General features: G+C 54.6%; 13 protein-coding genes and 1 pseudogene. 7 read left to right on the forward strand and 7 right to left on the reverse strand.

The features are described 5' to 3' along the window. The first annotated feature begins 90 nt into the window (after nucleotides 1-90). The 3 genes from nifJ (at nucleotide 91) to B3B59_RS12020 (ending at nucleotide 5,489) form a co-directional block, all read left to right on the forward strand. Nucleotides 91-3,615 (forward strand): pyruvate:ferredoxin (flavodoxin) oxidoreductase, encoded by a 3,525-nt coding sequence (gene nifJ / locus B3B59_RS12010; protein WP_286809097.1) that lies wholly within the window; start codon nucleotides 91-93, stop codon nucleotides 3,613-3,615. A 363-nt stretch (nucleotides 3,616-3,978) separates the two neighbouring features. Next, a complete protein-coding gene (gene ompC, locus B3B59_RS12015; RefSeq protein ID WP_286809099.1) occupies nucleotides 3,979-5,088 on the forward strand; it encodes a porin OmpC in 1,110 nt (369 codons plus the stop codon). Between the two features lie 188 nt (nucleotides 5,089-5,276). Next, complete coding sequence (locus B3B59_RS12020) at nucleotides 5,277-5,489, forward strand: KTSC domain-containing protein (RefSeq protein WP_207291828.1); 213 nt, start codon at nucleotides 5,277-5,279, stop codon at nucleotides 5,487-5,489. Between the two features lie 37 nt (nucleotides 5,490-5,526). On the opposite strand, the gene B3B59_RS12025 is transcribed toward B3B59_RS12020, so the two are convergent. Beyond that, the gene (locus B3B59_RS12025) at nucleotides 5,527-5,949 is read right to left on the reverse strand and encodes a GFA family protein (RefSeq protein WP_046885239.1); all 423 of its coding nucleotides are present in this window, start codon (nucleotides 5,947-5,949) and stop codon (nucleotides 5,527-5,529) included. Between the two features lie 531 nt (nucleotides 5,950-6,480). Between B3B59_RS12025 and B3B59_RS20490 the strand changes: the two are divergent. Further along, a pseudogene (locus B3B59_RS20490) lies at nucleotides 6,481-6,722 on the forward strand (site-specific integrase); the annotation flags it as partial. 11 nt (nucleotides 6,723-6,733) lie between these two features. After that, the gene (gene ttcA, locus B3B59_RS12030; RefSeq protein ID WP_286809100.1) at nucleotides 6,734-7,669 is read left to right on the forward strand and encodes a tRNA 2-thiocytidine(32) synthetase TtcA; all 936 of its coding nucleotides are present in this window, start codon (nucleotides 6,734-6,736) and stop codon (nucleotides 7,667-7,669) included. Nucleotides 7,670-7,712: 43 nt separating this feature from the next. Here the strand turns inward: ttcA and dbpA are convergent, their stop codons facing one another. From dbpA to B3B59_RS12050, 4 genes are all read right to left on the reverse strand, one after another. Continuing rightward, a complete protein-coding gene (gene dbpA, locus B3B59_RS12035) occupies nucleotides 7,713-9,086 on the reverse strand; it encodes an ATP-dependent RNA helicase DbpA (RefSeq protein WP_286809101.1) in 1,374 nt (457 codons plus the stop codon). A 28-nt stretch (nucleotides 9,087-9,114) separates the two neighbouring features. After that, complete coding sequence (locus tag B3B59_RS12040) at nucleotides 9,115-9,297, reverse strand: hypothetical protein (protein ID WP_072039506.1); 183 nt, start codon at nucleotides 9,295-9,297, stop codon at nucleotides 9,115-9,117. A 274-nt stretch (nucleotides 9,298-9,571) separates the two neighbouring features. Further along, nucleotides 9,572-10,555 carry a zinc transporter ZntB gene (zntB, locus tag B3B59_RS12045; RefSeq protein ID WP_040078480.1) on the reverse strand — a complete coding sequence of 328 codons (984 nt, stop codon included), beginning with the start codon at nucleotides 10,553-10,555 and terminating at the stop codon, nucleotides 9,572-9,574. Between the two features lie 122 nt (nucleotides 10,556-10,677). Next, complete coding sequence (locus B3B59_RS12050; protein WP_286809103.1) at nucleotides 10,678-11,820, reverse strand: methyl-accepting chemotaxis protein; 1,143 nt, start codon at nucleotides 11,818-11,820, stop codon at nucleotides 10,678-10,680. A gap of 776 nt (nucleotides 11,821-12,596) precedes the next feature. Between B3B59_RS12050 and B3B59_RS12055 the strand changes: the two genes are divergently transcribed. Continuing rightward, nucleotides 12,597-13,829, forward strand: a complete 1,233-nt coding sequence (locus B3B59_RS12055) for a GGDEF domain-containing protein (RefSeq protein WP_286809105.1) — start codon at nucleotides 12,597-12,599, stop codon at nucleotides 13,827-13,829. A 74-nt stretch (nucleotides 13,830-13,903) separates the two neighbouring features. Here B3B59_RS12055 and B3B59_RS12060 read toward each other — a convergent pair whose 3' ends face one another. After that, nucleotides 13,904-15,520 carry a peptide ABC transporter substrate-binding protein gene (locus tag B3B59_RS12060; protein WP_212475774.1) on the reverse strand — a complete coding sequence of 539 codons (1,617 nt, stop codon included), beginning with the start codon at nucleotides 15,518-15,520 and terminating at the stop codon, nucleotides 13,904-13,906. Nucleotides 15,521-15,705: 185 nt separating this feature from the next. On the opposite strand from B3B59_RS12060, the gene mpaA reads away from it, so the two are divergent. After that, the gene (gene mpaA, locus B3B59_RS12065; RefSeq protein WP_286809107.1) at nucleotides 15,706-16,419 is read left to right on the forward strand and encodes a murein tripeptide amidase MpaA; all 714 of its coding nucleotides are present in this window, start codon (nucleotides 15,706-15,708) and stop codon (nucleotides 16,417-16,419) included. On the opposite strand, the gene ycjG is transcribed toward mpaA, so the two are convergent. Next, the gene (gene ycjG, locus B3B59_RS12070) at nucleotides 16,410-17,375 is read right to left on the reverse strand and encodes an L-Ala-D/L-Glu epimerase (protein WP_233804551.1); all 966 of its coding nucleotides are present in this window, start codon (nucleotides 17,373-17,375) and stop codon (nucleotides 16,410-16,412) included. The two genes, mpaA and ycjG, sit on opposite strands and share 10 nt — an antisense overlap. Nucleotides 17,376-17,476 lie beyond the last annotated feature (101 nt).

Raw genomic sequence — 17,476 nt, forward strand, 5'->3', positions numbered from 1 at the left:
ACCCTACCTTTGCTAACATTAAAGGATAATTACAGGACTCGTCATCGCGCGCGAGTCCCCTCTTTTTTGCGCAATGTAAGGGTGTCTCCTATGCAAACTATTGACGGTAATGGCGCAGTCGCGTCCGTCGCGTTTCGCACCAGTGAAGTGATCGCCATTTACCCAATTACCCCTAGCTCCACAATGGCTGAACATGCCGATGCCTGGTCGGGTAATGGTTTAAAAAACGTCTGGGGCGATGTGCCCCGCGTTGTTGAGATGCAGTCAGAAGCCGGGGCGATCGCCGCGGTGCACGGGGCGTTACAGACGGGGGCGCTCTCGACCTCGTTTACCTCTTCTCAGGGGCTGCTGTTGATGATCCCGACGCTTTACAAACTGGCCGGTCAGTTAACGCCGTTTGTACTGCACGTGGCGGCCCGTACCGTTGCCACGCACGCCCTGTCGATCTTTGGCGACCACTCCGACGTTATGGCCGTACGCCAGACCGGCTGCGCCATGCTCTGCGCGGGCAGCGTCCAGGAAGCGCAGGACTTTGCCCTGATCTCACACATTGCCACCCTGAAGAGCCGCGTGCCCTTTATTCACTTCTTTGATGGGTTCCGCACTTCGCATGAGATCAACAAAATTAAGTCGATTACGGACGACACCATCCGTAGCCTGTTGCCGCAGGCAGAGATCGATGCCCACCGGGCCCGGGCGCTGAATCCGGAACACCCGGTGATTCGCGGTACATCGGCAAACCCGGATACTTATTTCCAGTCCCGGGAGGCCACCAACCCTTGGTACAACGCGGTGTACGACCACGTGGAGCAGGCGATGAACGACTTTGCCGATGCCACCGGACGGGCGTACAAGCCCTTCGAGTATTACGGTCACCCGCAGGCGGAGCGCGTGATAGTGATCATGGGATCGGCCATCGGGACCTGTGAAGAGGTGGTCGATGAGTTGCTGACCCGTGGCGAAAAAGTGGGCGTGCTAAAAGTGCGTCTTTATCGCCCCTTCTCGGCCCGACACCTGCTGGCCGCACTGCCCGAGAGCGCACGCGCCGTGGCGGTGCTGGACCGCACCAAAGAGCCCGGCGCGCAGGCGGAGCCGCTGCATCTGGATGTGATGACCGCGCTGGCGGAAGCCTTCAGCAGCGGCGACCGTGAAACACTCCCACGCGTTATTGGCGGCCGCTATGGCCTTTCATCAAAAGAGTTTGGCCCGGATTGTGTGCTGGCGATCTTTAACGAACTGCAGGCCAGCAAGCCGAAGCCGCGCTTTACCGTGGGGATCTACGACGACGTGACCCACCTCTCTCTGCCATTACCGGAAAACACCCTGCCCTCGCGTGCAAAGCTAGAAGCGCTGTTTTACGGTCTGGGCAGCGACGGGAGCGTGTCGGCCACCAAAAACAACATCAAAATCATTGGTAATTCCACCCCCTGGTATGCCCAGGGCTATTTTGTCTATGACTCGAAAAAAGCAGGCGGGTTAACCGTCTCGCACCTGCGCGTCAGCGAGGAGCCGATTCGCTCTGCCTATCTGGTGTCGCAGGCCGATTTTGTTGGCTGCCACCAGCTGCAGTTTATCGACAAATATCAGATGGTAGAGCGCCTGAAACCGGGCGGCATCTTCCTGCTGAATACCCCCTACAGCGCCGATGAGGTCTGGGGACGTCTGCCGCAGGACGTGCAGGCCATGCTGAACCAGAAAAAGGCGCGCTTCTTTGTGGTGAATGCCGCAAAAATTGCCCGCGAGTGCGGTCTGGCGGCGCGCATTAACACCGTGATGCAGATGGCGTTCTTCCACCTGACAAATATTCTGCCAGGCGACAGCGCCCTGATGGAACTGCAGGGGGCGATTGCCAAAAGTTACAGCAGCAAGGGTCAGGAGCTGGTGGAGCGCAACTGGCAAGCGCTGGCACTGGCCCGCGAATCGCTGGCGGAAGTGCCATTGCAAGCGGTAAATGCCAGCAGTCCGCACCGTCCACCGGTGGTATCGGATGCGGCACCAGACTTTGTTAAAACCGTCACCGCCGCGATGCTGGCAGGTCTGGGTGATGCCCTGCCCGTCTCCGCGCTGCCGCCGGACGGCACCTGGCCGTTGGGCACCACCCGCTGGGAAAAACGCAATATCGCCGAAGCCATTCCGATCTGGAAAGAGGAGCTCTGTACGCAGTGCAACCACTGCGTCGCTGCCTGTCCGCATTCGGCCATCCGCGCGAAAGTGGTCTCGCCTGAGGCGATGGAAACGGCACCGGCCAGCCTCCATTCACTGGATGTGAAATCCCGCGACATGCGCGGACAGAAGTATGTGCTGCAGGTCGCGCCTGAAGATTGCACCGGCTGTAATCTCTGCGTTGAGGTGTGTCCGGCTAAAGATCGCCAGAACCCGGAGATCAAGGCCATCAATATGATGTCCCGGCTGGAGCACGTCGAGGAGGAGAAAACCAACTACGACTTCTTCCTTAACCTGCCGGAAATTGATCGTAACCAGCTTGAGCGGATCGATATTCGTACCTCGCAGCTTATTACGCCGCTGTTTGAATACTCCGGCGCCTGCTCCGGCTGCGGTGAAACGCCCTATATTAAGCTGTTGACCCAACTCTACGGCGACCGGATGCTCATCGCCAATGCCACCGGCTGCTCCTCTATTTACGGGGGGAATTTGCCCTCCACGCCGTACACTACCGATGCCAATGGCCGCGGGCCGGCCTGGGCGAACTCTCTCTTTGAGGATAATGCCGAGTTTGGTCTGGGCTTCCGCCTGTCCGTAGACCAGCACCGGGTGCGGGTTATGCGCCTGCTGGAACAGTTTGCCGATAACATCCCGGCTGATCTGAACGCGGCGCTGCACGCTGACGCGACGCCGGACGTTCGTCGTGAACAGGTTACTGCGCTGCGCAGTGCGCTTCAGGGCGTTGCGGGGGCTGAACAGCTCCTTACCGATGCCGACGCGCTGGTGGAAAAATCGATCTGGCTTATCGGCGGTGATGGCTGGGCTTACGACATCGGCTTTGGCGGGCTGGATCACGTGCTCAGCCTGACGGAAAACGTCAACATTCTGGTGCTGGATACTCAGTGTTACTCCAATACCGGCGGTCAGGCATCGAAAGCGACGCCGCTGGGTGCAGTGACCAAATTTGGCGAGCATGGCAAGCGCAAAGCGCGCAAAGACCTGGGCGTCAGCATGATGATGTATGGCCATGTGTACGTGGCGCAAATTTCGCTGGGTGCCCAGCTTAACCAGACCGTGAAGGCGATTCAGGAGGCGGAAGCGTATCCAGGCCCGTCGCTGATTATCGCCTACAGCCCGTGCGAAGAGCATGGTTACGATCTGGCGCTGAGCCACGACCAGATGCGCCAGCTTACCGCAACCGGATTCTGGCCGCTGTATCGCTTTGATCCGCGTCGCGCCGATGAGGGTAAACTGCCGCTGGCGCTGGATTCACGTCCCCCGTCCGACGCGCTGGCCGAGACGCTATTGCAGGAGCAACGCTTCCGTCGTCTTAACGCGCAGCAGCCGGAGGTGGCAGAGCAGCTCTGGAAAGACGCCGCCGCCGATCTGCAAAAACGCTATGATTTTCTGGCGCAGATGGCCGGTAAGGCGGAGAAAGCGCCGAGCGAGTAATCCCTATTTAGCGGTATAAAAAAAGCCCGAAGATTTGTCTTCGGGCTGTTCCATTTGGAAAACAATAGGATTTAAAATTTTAAATCGTATTCACAACGAATTGAAATAACAACGGGCATATAACGCAGCCTATTCTAATACAGTTAACGGAACAGGTATAATTCCTATTTCACATAGTTCCACTTAAATATATTCATGTAACTTATTATTATTTCCCCTGCATTATATCCTTGAGATTTTACTTACATAGTAACAATTATACTTTGTGACTCTACAAGCGAGTGCTTTAGCATGAGACACCTTTCCAGCCGGGAAAGTTCAGCACGTATTAAATAATAAAATATTGCTTGAGGATTCGTCATCATGAAAAGAAAAGTTTTGGCTATGATCATCCCTGCCCTTTTAATGGCTAGCACAGCTCATGCGGCAGAAATATATAACAAAGATGGCAACAAATTAGATCTCTACGGCAAGGTTGATGGCCTGCACTATTTCTCTGACGATAAAGGGGCTGACAGCGATCAAACTTATATCCGTCTGGGCTTTAAAGGCGAAACCCAGATTAACGATCTGATGACTGGCTACGGCCAGTGGGAATATAACGTCCGGGCCAATAATACCGAGGGGTCTGAAAATCAGTCCTGGACGCGTCTGGCCTTTGCGGGCCTCAAGTTCGGCCAGTACGGCACCTTTGATTACGGTCGTAACTATGGCGTGCTGTACGACGTCGAGGCCTGGACCGATATGCTGCCAGAGTTCGGTGGCGACAGCTATTCCAAAGCAGATAATTTCATGACCAACCGTGCCAATGGCGTGGCGACTTATCGCAATGCGGATCTGTTTGGCCTGGTTGAAGGCCTGAACGTAGCGCTGCAGTATCAGGGTAACAACGAAGATGAGGGCAACGGGAACGAAGGCACCAATAACGGTCGCGACATTCGTCATGAAAACGGGGACGGCTTCGGTATCTCCTCTACCTACGATTTCGGGATGGGTATCAGCGCCGGCGCGGCCTACACCACCTCTGACCGTACCAACGCGCAGATTAACCGTACTACGGCGGGCGGTGACAAAGCGGATGCCTGGACCGCCGGCCTGAAATACGACGCCAACAACATTTACCTGGCGACTATGTACTCTGAAACCCGTAATATGACCCCGTATGGCAAATTTGATGACGCAGTCGCCAATAAAACCCAGAACGTCGAAGTCACTGCCCAGTATCAGTTCGATTTCGGTCTGCGTCCGGTCGTCTCTTATCTGCAGTCAAAAGGGAAAGATTTGGGTCACGGCTGGGGCGACCAGGATCTGGTGAAATATGCTGAAGTGGGTGCGGTTTACTACTTCAACAAAAATATGTCTACCTACGTTGATTATAAAATCAACCTGCTGGATGAAGACAACGCCTTCTATGCCGCTAATGGCATAGGTACCGACGATATCGTCGCCACCGGTCTGGTTTATCAATTCTGATAACAGCCGCCCGCGTATCCTCGCGGGCGATTATTTTATAGCAGCCCATCAGTTTTGCTTATTTCACACCCACCGTTCATAACCTTATATTTAGGCTTTACCCGCAACCACTCTTTTTAGTTGCGTCAACCGGGGGAATTGAGCCAGGATTACTATCACCTCTGCCTCGAAGTAAAGGGGACCTTGCTATGAATCATCACGCCGTCAAATCTTCACGCATCGCGTCTATTGCTTACGATACATTTAGCGAAACGCTGGAGATTCGTTTTATCGATCGCAGCGCGTACCGTTATCAGCGTGTGCCGGTACGTATTTATAACGACTTTTTGAGCGTCGTCTCGAAAGGTCGCTTCTATGATGGCGTCGTAAAAGGGAAGTTTAAAGAGACGAAGCTTCGGTGAACGCACCTCCGCTGTGCGTCTGCCCTTAACCTCCAGGCTAATCCGCCAGCCTGCGGACCGGGCGATAGGTGAGTATTCCCGCCAGCCCGCCGCCGCCGTCGTTCGGATGTACGGTCCCTTCCGAAACCTCCACTTCCGGGAAGTCGAACGGCGAAACATACTCAATGCAGGCCACGTTCACGCCATATTGATCGGGCCTGGAACGACGCTGATGGAAGGTGTAGATGCCGCATACTGAACAAAAATAGTGCGCCGCCGTCCGCGTGTTAAATCGGTACTCTGTCAGTTTATCTTTGCCTTTCAGCACCGTCACGCCCGACAGCGGTGCCGAGACCACTACCGCGCCGCGCATACGGCAAAAGGAGCAGTTACAGCGGCGGATGGTGTTAAACCCATCCGACAGTTCAACCGTAAATTGCACCGCGCCGCAGTGGCACTGCGCTGACACTTTATTTGCCATAAGATCCCCCTCGTTGAAACTCTGCTAAAAATGCGCACTCTGTTATGACAGGCCCCACCGGTACGGGTTAAGTTTAAGACGCGCTGGCGATTACTGCCCGCCTGCCGGGCATGACGTAACGCCTTCTTGTACTTTGGCTGGGCAAGGCATTGCCGCTCAGGTGCTTAATTTGTCGTAATTAATGGGCTTGGGGGCTAATGTGTGAGGTTATACGTAAGGAAAGTCCTAATCACCAGGCCATACGCTTGTTGTTGGTGGCCAGGCTGCCAGGCTATTGATGACTCTGATGCGGAGAATGCCAACTCCGGGGAAACATCAATAAAAAAAGAGCGTTAAGACTGAGACTCCTGTAGCCCTCCTTGTGGGGGCTTTTTTTTATCATGGTGCCCTTTAAGCGCGCTATTTAGCAGACCGCGATCACGTATTTTTACCCGCTACGCGTGAGAAAAATAGAGGCGATGCACGCTCTTTACCCTTTATGCGTTCCTGAAGCGTTTACAAATTTTGCTGCGCAGGAAGCAAGAGTGACGTTCTGCGCTAAAACATGCTGGCATTCGTCGCCGCAATCCGTACCATACACGGCACACTTTCGCATGCTGGTGATGACCAGCAGGCGCTAACCCGTCTTTTATTGTTAATCGGATGGGGCACATTCATGCGCAGAGGGTGTACGAAATCTTTGCTTTCTCGAAAATGAGAGCAATAGCGAACAGGCGGTAATGCTGAAGACCAGACCGGCGCTTTACCCCACTGGTGCCCCATTCGATATCTGAGTAACTTTTAAATGCAACAGAATCAAGATATTAGTAAAAAAGAACAGTACAACCTTAACAAGCTGCAAAAGCGTCTGCGTCGTAACGTCGGCGAAGCCATTGCGGATTACAACATGATTGAAGAAGGCGACCGCATCATGGTCTGCCTGTCAGGTGGTAAAGACAGTTATACCCTGCTGGAGATCCTGCGAAACCTCCAGCAGAGCGCCCCGGTCAATTTCTCGCTGATCGCGGTCAACCTTGATCAGAAACAGCCGGGCTTCCCGGAGCATATCCTGCCGGAATATCTGGAACAGCAGGGTGTGGAGTATAAGATTGTTGAAGAGAATACCTACGGCATTGTGAAAGAGAAGATCCCGGAAGGCAAAACCACCTGCTCGCTCTGCTCTCGCCTGCGCCGCGGTATTCTCTACCGTACTGCCACCGAGCTGGGTTGCACCAAGATTGCCCTCGGCCATCACCGCGACGACATCCTGCAAACCCTGTTCCTGAATATGTTCTACGGTGGCAAGATGAAAGGCATGCCGCCAAAATTGATGAGCGATGACGGTAAGCATATTGTGATCCGTCCGCTGGCCTACTGCCGCGAGAAAGATATTGAGCGCTTTGCCGAGGCTAAAGCCTTCCCAATTATTCCGTGTAACCTCTGCGGCTCGCAGCCTAATCTGCAACGCCAGGTGATTGCCGACATGCTGCGTGACTGGGACAAACGCTATCCAGGTCGCATTGAAACCATGTTCAGCGCCATGCAGAACGTAGTGCCATCGCACCTTAGCGATATCAACCTGTTTGACTTCAAAGGCATTAAGCACGGTTCGGAAGTGGTGAACGGCGGCGATCTGGCCTTTGACCGCGAAGATATTCCGATGCAGACGGCCGGATGGCAGCCGGAAGAAGATGACGCACAGCTTGATGAGATGCGCCTGAACGTCATTGAAGTGAAATAAAAACAACGCGTCTCAGACAAGCGCTGAGACGCGATTTCCCCGTTTATTTCAGCAGGCGAACGCGGCAGGTTTTACCTTTAATCTTTCCGTTTTGCAGCTGTTTCCAGGCTTTCTGCGCTACCGACTGACGTACTGCCACATAAACGTGAGCGGGATGGACAACAATTTTCCCGATATCGGCACCCTCCAGCCCAATGTCACCGGTTAACGCCCCCAGCACATCACCCGGACGCATCTTGGCTTTTTTCCCGCCATCAATGCACAGGGTGGCCATCTCCGCCGCCAGCGGCGTAATACTGACATTCGCCGGGGCTTTGACCCAGTTCAGTTTGATTTGCAGCATCTCCGCCAGGATGTTGGCGCGCTGCGCCTCTTCCGGCGCGCAGAAGCTGATGGCTAACCCGCTGTTCCCTGCACGCGCAGTACGTCCGATACGGTGGACATGTACTTCGGGATCCCATGCGAGCTCGTAGTTCACCACGAGCTCCAGCGATTTGATGTCCAGGCCACGGGCCGCGACATCCGTCGCCACCAGCACGCGCGCGCTGCCGTTGGCAAAACGCACCAGGGTCTGGTCACGATCGCGTTGTTCTAAATCGCCATGCAGGGAGAGCGCGCTTTGGCCCGCCGCGGTCAGGGCGTCACACACCGACTGGCAATCTTTTTTAGTATTACAAAACACCACGCAGGAGGCGGGTTTGTGAATGCTCAGCAGCTTCTGGAGCAGCGGGATTTTGCCCTGCTGCGTGGTATCAAAGAACTGCTGTTCGATGGCGGGTAACGCATCCACAGTGTCGATCTCGATCGCCAGTGGATTTTGCTGCACCCGGCCACTGATCGCCGCAATGGCTTGTGGCCAGGTCGCCGAAAAGAGAAGGGTTTGTTTAGAGGCAGGGGCAAAACGGATCACCTCGTCGATGGCCTCGCTAAATCCCATGTCCAGCATGCGGTCGGCTTCATCAAGCACCAACGTTTGCAGGGCCTCCAGCGACACCGTCCCTTTTTGCAGATGATCTAACAGACGGCCCGGCGTGGCAACGATAATGTGCGGCGCATGCTGCAAGGAGTCGCGCTGGGCGCCGAACGGCTGACCGCCGCAGAGGGTTAAAATTTTGGTGTTAGGCAAGAAACGCGCCAGACGGCGCAGTTCGCCAGCCACCTGATCCGCCAGCTCCCGGGTCGGGCAAAGTACCAGCGACTGCGTCTGGAACAGCGAGGCATCAATGTGCTGTAACAGGCCAAGACCGAATGCAGCCGTTTTACCACTGCCGGTTTGCGCCTGCACGCGTACATCGCGTCCCTCAAGGATCGCCGGAAGCGCGGCAGCTTGTACAGGGGTCATCGTCAGGTAGCCCAACTCGTTGAGATTATCGAGTTGGGCGGCAGGCAGTACGTTCAGTGTAGAAAAGGCGGTCACAATTATTCTCGCGTTAAAAAAGTCACAGTCAGCAGGCGCGTATCCTCGCAGATCTGCCCTTACGATGCGACATTTTAATCGGAACTTCATCAGGGGGTGGATCCGGCATCGGTTGCGGACGCGGAATAGGTTCGGGCACAGGTACCGGGTCGGTAGGCACCGGGTCCGATTGTTGTGGCTGCCAGAGCAGCAGTGTTAACAGACAGGTCATTTTACCCTCCGGGCATTGGGAGTGACTCTTTTAGGGTAGACGCTGCTGTACGACAGGCAAAAAAAAGCCGACTAATTTAGTCGGCGTCGTACGAATCAATTGTGCTATGCAGTAATTCAAAAAAGGAAGTAAGACAATATGGAGCGCAACGCCCATCGCTTGACGTTGCATTCACCTGCGAAACGAATAGTGCACCTTTACGACAGGCAGTTTCTTGACCTCGCTCAAGTAAAATGGCGTTTTAAGCTTTTCACAACCTGAGAAATGCGTAAATTTACAGCCATTTACTGCGATGCAACCACCATGCAACACCGCCGATTAAAACCACTAACATGATGCAAAACACTGAAAAACCGAAGCGGTATGCCCCTCCGGGAATACCGCCCAGATTGACGCCAAACAGGCCGGTTAAAAAGGTACTGGGTAAAAAGACCATCGCCATCAGCGACATCGTGTAGGTGCGCCGGGATAGCGACTCCTGCATCACCTGCGCAATCTCATCGGACATCACCGCGGTTCGCGCGATGCAGGCGTCGATCTCATCCAGCCCGCGGCCAAGACGGTCAGCGATATCCTGCATCCGCCGGCGCTGATCGTCATTCATCCAGCTCAGGCGCTCACTCGCCAGCCGCGCATAGACATCGCGCTGCGGAGCCATATAGCGCCGCATCACAATCAATTGTTTGCGCAGGAGCGCGAGGAAACCGCGCGGGGGAATTTGCTGATCGAGCAGATTGTCTTCCAGATCGATAATTTTATCGTGCAGCTCTTCAATAAACTCGCTGGCGTGCTCGGTCAGGGCATCGCAGACATCCACCAGCCAGCCACCACAATCTTCCGGCCCGGTCCCCTCTTTCAGATCATTAATGACATCGTCCAGCGCCAGCACCTTGCGCTGACGCGTCGAGACAATGAGCCGCTCATCCATATACACGCGCATCGCTACCAGCTGATCGGGACGTTCATCGGTGCTGCCATTAATACACCGCAAGGTGATCAGGGTACCCTCACCCATTCGCGTAACGCGCGGGCGCAGACTTTCCCCAGCCAGCGCATCGCGCACATAGTTGGGGAGTAATGGGGTCGATGCCAGCCAGTCAGCACTCTCAGGTTGCGTGTAGTTCAGGTGAAGCCAGCAAGGGTGTTCACGATCGATGATATCGTCGTTTTCCAGCGGCCTTGCTGCCCCCTTTCCGTCAAGTATCCACGCAAATACCGCGTCAGGAACGTTAACTTCAGATCCTTTAATGCCTTCCACAGCGCCTCCGCCTTTCATCTATCTTGTTGTCAGTCTAGCCACCCTGGCATGTTAAGCAACAATTTACATGGGCATCGCGCTGAATTTGCTCATAAAAAAGCCTGGCGAACCAGGCTATATCTTTAGTAAGAGTGCCCCATTCGTGAGGCTAATCGTCGACCATCCATGCCATAGTTTTCCGTATTCTCTTGCTCGAGACGGAAGTTACGCGTGCGGGCCTGCAGCTCAATCACCTGATTTTTTAATACCGCAGAGGAGCCAGAGAGTTCATCGACCATCGCCACGTTGCTCTGGGTCACGTTCTCCAGGTCGCTCAGCGCGAGGGTGATTTGCGCAATGCCCATCTCCTGTTCGCTGGTGGAGTTCGAAATCTCATTCATGAGCTGGCTCACCTGACCCGAGCCGCTCACGATATCGCGCATGTTCTTTTCTGCCTCCGACACCACCATCGCCCCCTGGTTGACGTTATGGCTGGTCACGTCGATGAGCGATTTAATGTTTTTGGCCGCTTCCGCACTGCGATGGGCCAGGCTACGTACCTCACCCGCCACGACCGAGAAGCCTTTACCGTGGTCGCCGGCGCGTGCGGCCTCTACGGCCGCGTTCAAGGCCAAAATATTGGTCTGGAAAGCGATACCGTCAATCATTGAGATAATTTCGGTCATCTGCTGAGCGCATTCGGTTATCGAATTCATATTATTCGCCACCTGCCCCATCAACTCGCCCCCCTTTTTCGCCTGCTGTGTGGCAGCATTCGCCCGCTCGCTGGCCAGACGGGTGTTGTCTGCCGTGTTACGCGTGGTGGCGGCCATCTGCTCCATGCTGGCCGCCGTTTCTACCAGCGAGGCCGACTGCTGCTCTGTTTTGGCCGAAAGGGCCGCGCTGCGCGCCGCCAGCTGATCCGACAGGCTCATCGCCGTTTGTGAAGAGGCACGAATTTCACTTACCAACGTCGCGATATTGCCAGATAGCGTGTTTATGCCCGGGATTAATCGCCCGGCGCAATTATTACCGAACTCGGGAATGATTACGCCCAGTTTGCCCGCGGTAACTTCTTCAATACTTTTTTTCACAGTATTGATCGGCTTCACAAGAAATTGTGTCAAATAGGTGAATAAGAGTAAAAAAGCGACGATGAAGAAAATGTTCAACGCGATCAGTAGAGTGAATTTCCCGGGAGACACTGCAACCAGGAAATTGGATATTAAAAAGACGCCCATGAGATAAACAAGAACAAATGTTCTTACGCTAATGTTTTTAAGCATAATAGAGTCCGCAATCGATATTTTTGTCGATATTGAGTTTATAGCACCCGCCTTTTTATTTTTCATCTCAAATTTAAGGTCTTGTTGCCTTTGGTGGTCATACCAGTTAATTTGCGTTAGGTAAGGATATAATCTGTCATTAATAAATACAAACCAGCAAAAACTCCAGTACGCATGCGCTCTATATACTATATCGTTATATTTTAACAACGTAGTTTTTAATTGCGCTACGTCTCACTGATGAAAAGAATCAGGGTTGATTAAACCTAATTTAGTCACACTTAAGTATTATCGAGGTGGCATGTTTCTTCAATACCGCTACAAATAATGATAAAGATTTTTCGCTGAATACCGATAACGTATAGACCCAGAAATAATATTTTGACCGAATGGTCAATTATTTGCCAGACTGTTTCGACTTCTGCAGGCCAGAGATGCAATAATTTATAAAACAGTGTTTTTATTCCGGTTTTCATCCACCACCCCGTTCTATCCTGGCTCCCTGTTATCATCTCGATGATTGACGACCCTGTACGGACCCAACGTTTTACCGCGAACGCGCGTTTGTTGATTCATTAAGTAGCGATTGAGACCCGGTTTTCAGCTCCGATCGTGGCAACAGGAAACGTTAGCCGTCAGTAAAATAAATAAGAATCATGCGCGGGTCTCACAAAAAAATCATGCCTGATGGTATGAAGTAGAGTATGTTGCAAAGAAACCCGTGCGTGTCGTTTCCGTTATGGTCCAGGCTGCGTGCCGATAAATGGGACTTAATTATGTCGCTACCTGAGTTTGATGCGCTTAATATTCTTAAAACGCCCGTCTGGTTGATCTCCGCGGAAACAGAAACCCTGCTTTTTGCCAATACGGTGGCGAAAGCGTTTATGCAGGGGGCAACGTTCGACGCGCTGCGTAAGGGGAATTACTGCGCCCATGCGCAAACGTCGCTGGCCATGTACGTTCCAGATTTAAAAGCGCAGCAGGAGATTGTTGAGGTCTGGACTATCCTGCATCGCGACGAACAAATTACCCTGAGCTGCCGGCTGTCGCTGACCTCCTTTGCCCCTTATGGCGAAGTGATTGTCTTCGAAGGTCTGCCTCCCCAGCCTGCGACGGGACTCAAAGCCACCCGCTCGGCCACCTATCAGCGTAAAAAAAAGGGTTTTTACGCCCGCTTTTTTCTCACTAACAGCGCGCCGATGCTGCTGATCGATCCGGCCCGTGACGGCCAGATCGTAGATGCCAACGTCGCGGCCCTCACTTTCTACGGCTATAACCATGACGAGATGTGCAGCAAACATACCTGGGAGATCAACACCCTTGGCCGGAACATCTTGCCAGTCATGAACGAAATCGCCCGCTTGCCCGGCGGACATAAGCCGCTGAATTTTGTCCATCGCCTCGCAAACGGGACCACCCGCCACGTACAGACCTACGCCGGGCCAATTGAAATCTATGGCGATAAGTTGATGCTGTGCATCATTCACGATATTACCGAGCAAAAAAGGCTGGAGCAGGAACTTGAGCACGCCGCCCTTCGCGATTCACTCACGGGGCTGCTGAACCGCCGTCAGTTCTATAGTCTGACCGACAAAACAACAGCCGCTCAGCTGCCGCTTCAGCAGGAGTTTAGCCTGCTGCTGGTGGACACCGATCACTTCAAAGATATTAATGATATGTTCGGCCATCAAAAGGGGGATGAGGTATTAATTGCCCTTGCAAGGATGCTGGAGAGTTGTTGCCGCAAAGACGATTACGTCTTCCGCTGGGGGGGCGAAGAGTTTGTCCTGCTGCTCCCCCGCACTTCACTGGAAGCGGCGTTACAACTGGCAGAAACTCTTCGCGTCGCTATTGCTCACATCGCCCTTCCCGGCCTGCCGCGCTTTACTGTCAGTATTGGTGTCGCACGTCACAACCCGGACGAGAACATAGATGAACTTTTCAAACGGGTGGATGATGCGCTCTACCGCGCAAAAAACGATGGGCGTAACAAGGTGCTGGCCGCCTGAAGGGGTAGCCCGGTTTCACGCCCCCCCTTCTGAGTAGGCGCGGTTGCCTGACCTTCACAGGCAACCGCTACGCATCAGTGCTTCTCAATATACATCGTGCGGCTGTAGGCCACGTCTTCCGGGTTATTGATCGGATAGCCCTTCACCCAGGGTTTGATCAAGCGGCCATTGGTGTATTGATAAATCGGGGCCACTGGGGCTTTTTCGGCCAGAATTTTCTCTGCGGCGTTGTAATCCGCATTCCGCGCCTTCGCGGTGGTCTCCATGGATGCCTGGTTAATCACCTTGTCATACGCCGGGTCGTTGAAGCGTGAAATATTCCCCGTGTGGGTGGAGGTCAACAGCGAGAGGAAAGTCGACGGCTCGTTATAATCCCCTACCCACGAGGCGCGGATCACATCGAAGTTGCCGGTGTTACGACTGTCGATGTAGGTTTTCCACTCCTGGTTTTGCAGCTTCACATCCACGCCGAGGTTCTTCTTCCACATCGACGCCACCGCGATGGCGATTTTCTGGTGGTTTTCAGAGGTGTTGTACAGCAGCGTCAGCTTCAAGGGGCGCTGAGGATTATAGCCTGCCGCCTGAAGCAGGGTTTTCGCCTGGGCGTTAAGCTCCTCCTGCGACATCTGCTCAAACGGCGACGGCTCCGGAGTAAAGCCCGCCGTCACATCCGGGGTGAAGTGCCAGGCCGGTTTTTCGCCCGTACCCAGGACTTTCTCGGCCATAATGCGTCGGTCGATGGTCATACTCAGCGCCAGACGCACCCGGGCATCGGCGGTCGGCCCTTTCTGGGTATTAAAGGCGTAGTAATAGGTACCCAGCTGAGGGGGCGTATAGACCTGCCCTGGAATATCTTTCAGTAACTTTTGATAGAGGTTTTTCGGGAAAGATTCGGTAATGTCGATATCGTTCGCCAGGTAGCGCTTGGTGGCAGAAGACTCCTGATTGATCGGCACAAAGGTCACCTTCTTCAGTACCGTTTTGCCATTGTCCCAGTAATGCGTATTGGGCTCGACCACCAGCTTCTCGTTCACCACCCGATCTTTCAGCACGAACGCGCCGTTTCCTACCAGCGCACCAGGGCGGGTCCACTCTTTACCGCTTTCGACGTTGGCTTTTTGTACCGGATAGAAGGCGAAACTGGCGGTAAGGTTAGCAAACCACGGCAAGGGTTTATCCAGTTGCACGCGCAGGGTGTGGTTATCTACCGCCGTCACGCCGAGCTTGTCTGGCGTGGCTTTCCCGTCAATGATCGCCTGAGCGTTGGTCACGCCCGCCAGCGCAGCAAACCACGCAAAAGGCGACGTGGTTTTCGGATCAACCAGACGCTGCCAGCTGTAAACAAAATCTTGTGCCGTGACCGGGGTACCGTCTGACCACCGGGCGTTATCGCGCAGGGTGAAGGTCCAGACCCGGTTGTCATTGCTCTGCCAGCGGGTAGCAACACCCGGTACCAGCTCGCCTTTCTCGTTCTGGTTTACCAGGCCTTCAAACAGATCGCGTATAACCTGAATTTCAGGCAGCCCCACGGCTTTGGCGGGATCGAGTGAAGCGGGTTCATCTTTAATATGGCGAACCAGCTCCTGTCTCGGCGCCAGCTGCGTGCCGGAAGGAATATCCGCCGCAAAGGACCAGGATGACAGGCCGCACAGCAACAGGGCAGAAGTAAGCAGCGAAACAGGATGCTTCATGAGATCCTCTCTGGAATAGTGGCTAACAAGCAGATGGCTAATTATTTGTTTCAGAACAGTGAAATGCAAATAACTTACGCCGGAAACATGATATGCGCCAGTTTTCCCGGACTGGCGAAACTATTTGATTAAGCGGATGTTTTGCACAACACTGCCAGTAAGCACCATTATCATCAGGATCCCCTATGACCCTTACTCGCCCCCGAACAGAACGTGGCGCTTTTCCTCCCGGCACCGAACATTATGGTCGCTCACTGCTTGGCGCGCCGCTTATCTGGTTTCCCGCGCCCAATGCCGATCGTGAAAGTGGCCTTATCATCGCCGGCACCCATGGCGATGAAAATTCCTCGATTGTCACCCTCTCCTGCGCGCTACGCACTCTGGCGCCCGATCAGCGTCGGCATCACGTGGTGTTGACGGTTAATCCGGATGGGTGTCAGTTGGGGCTGCGCGCCAACGCGCGCGGGGTGGATTTAAATCGCAACTTCCCGGCAGCAAACTGGCGCGCAGGCGAGACGGTTTATCGCTGGAACAGCGCGGCAGAAGAGCGGGATGTGGTGCTGCTAACCGGCGAAAAGCCCGGTTCAGAGCCCGAAACCCAGGGGTTGTGCAAGTTGATTCACAAGCTGCACCCGGCATGGGTGGTCTCGTTTCACGATCCGCTCGCCTGTATAGAGGACCCCGGCCATACGACGCTGGGACGCTGGCTGGCAGAGGCTTTTTCCCTGCCACTGGTCACCAGCGTCGGCTATGAAACGCCAGGCTCGTTTGGTAGCTGGTGTGCTGACCTGGGTCTGCACTGCATCACCGCAGAGTTCCCCCCCATCTCCTCTGACGAAGCCAGCGAGAAGTATCTGAAAGCGATGGTGGGCCTGCTGCGCTGGGAAGCTCAAAGATAGAGGGTACCGGCGCGAAATTGCAGGGCGGGTGAGACATCGACCGCCAGCCACGTGGGGCCATCCAGGTCGGCGAAGCTGACCTCTGGCACCAGCGGCAGCGCGGCGCCGATGGCTCTGGAGGTGCAGAGCATGCAGCCCAGCATCAGGGCGAACCCCTGCTCCTGCGCCTCATTAGCTAACGCCAGCGCCTCGGTCAGCCCACCCGTTTTATCGAGTTTTATATTGACCATCTCATAGCGCCCTTTTAGCTCACTCAGGCTTGCGCGCGTGTGGCAGCTCTCATCGGCACAGATGGGCAGCGGATGAATAAAGTTCGCCAGCGCCGCATCTTCCCCCGCGGGGAGAGGCTGCTCAAGCATCGCCACTCCGAGGTCTGCCAACAGCTGGCAGCGCGCCGCCAGCCCTTCAACGTGCCAGGATTCATTAGCATCGACAATCAGCGTAGCCTCTGGCGCTGCCGCACGGATCGCAATCATCCGTTCGCTTATCAGGCGATCGTCCAGTTTGACCTTCAGCAATCTTGCTCCGGCCGCGCTGAGCGCCTGGGCGCTGGCGGCCATCTGCTCGGGCTCGCCAATGACCACTGTCTGAGCCGTTATGAGGCTTTGGGGGAGCGTGGCACCCGCCAAATGCGCCAGGGGCATCTCCTGCTGACGGGCGGCAAGATCCCAGAGGGCGCAGTCCACGGCATTACGAGCCGCCCCGGGGGGCAGCGCAGCCTGCAGCGCTTCGCGCGTCATACCCTGCTCGATTTCTGGCCCCAGGGCCATAATTTGCGCCATCACAGAGGCTGGCGTTTCGCCGTAGCGCGGATAAGGCGTACACTCCCCCACACCTTTAATGCCCTCCTCCTCGATTTCAACGACCACGACGCAGGCTTCGCTGCGGGCACCCCGGGAGATGACAAAGGGGGAATGCAGAGGCCAGGCTTCTTCGTAAACCTTGAGGGTTTTCATCACTCGCTCCTGTAATGCGACTTATCGTAAATAGGGTTTGCCGTGTTATTCGCTGTTGTCATACACTAGCGGCGACGTTAACTATATGTAAACAGGAAGAT

Origin of the sequence: Leclercia sp. UBA2479, from assembly GCF_002341985.1 — a bacterium.
In the GTDB taxonomy this organism is placed as follows: Bacteria; Pseudomonadota; Gammaproteobacteria; order Enterobacterales; family Enterobacteriaceae; genus Enterobacter; species Enterobacter pneumoniae.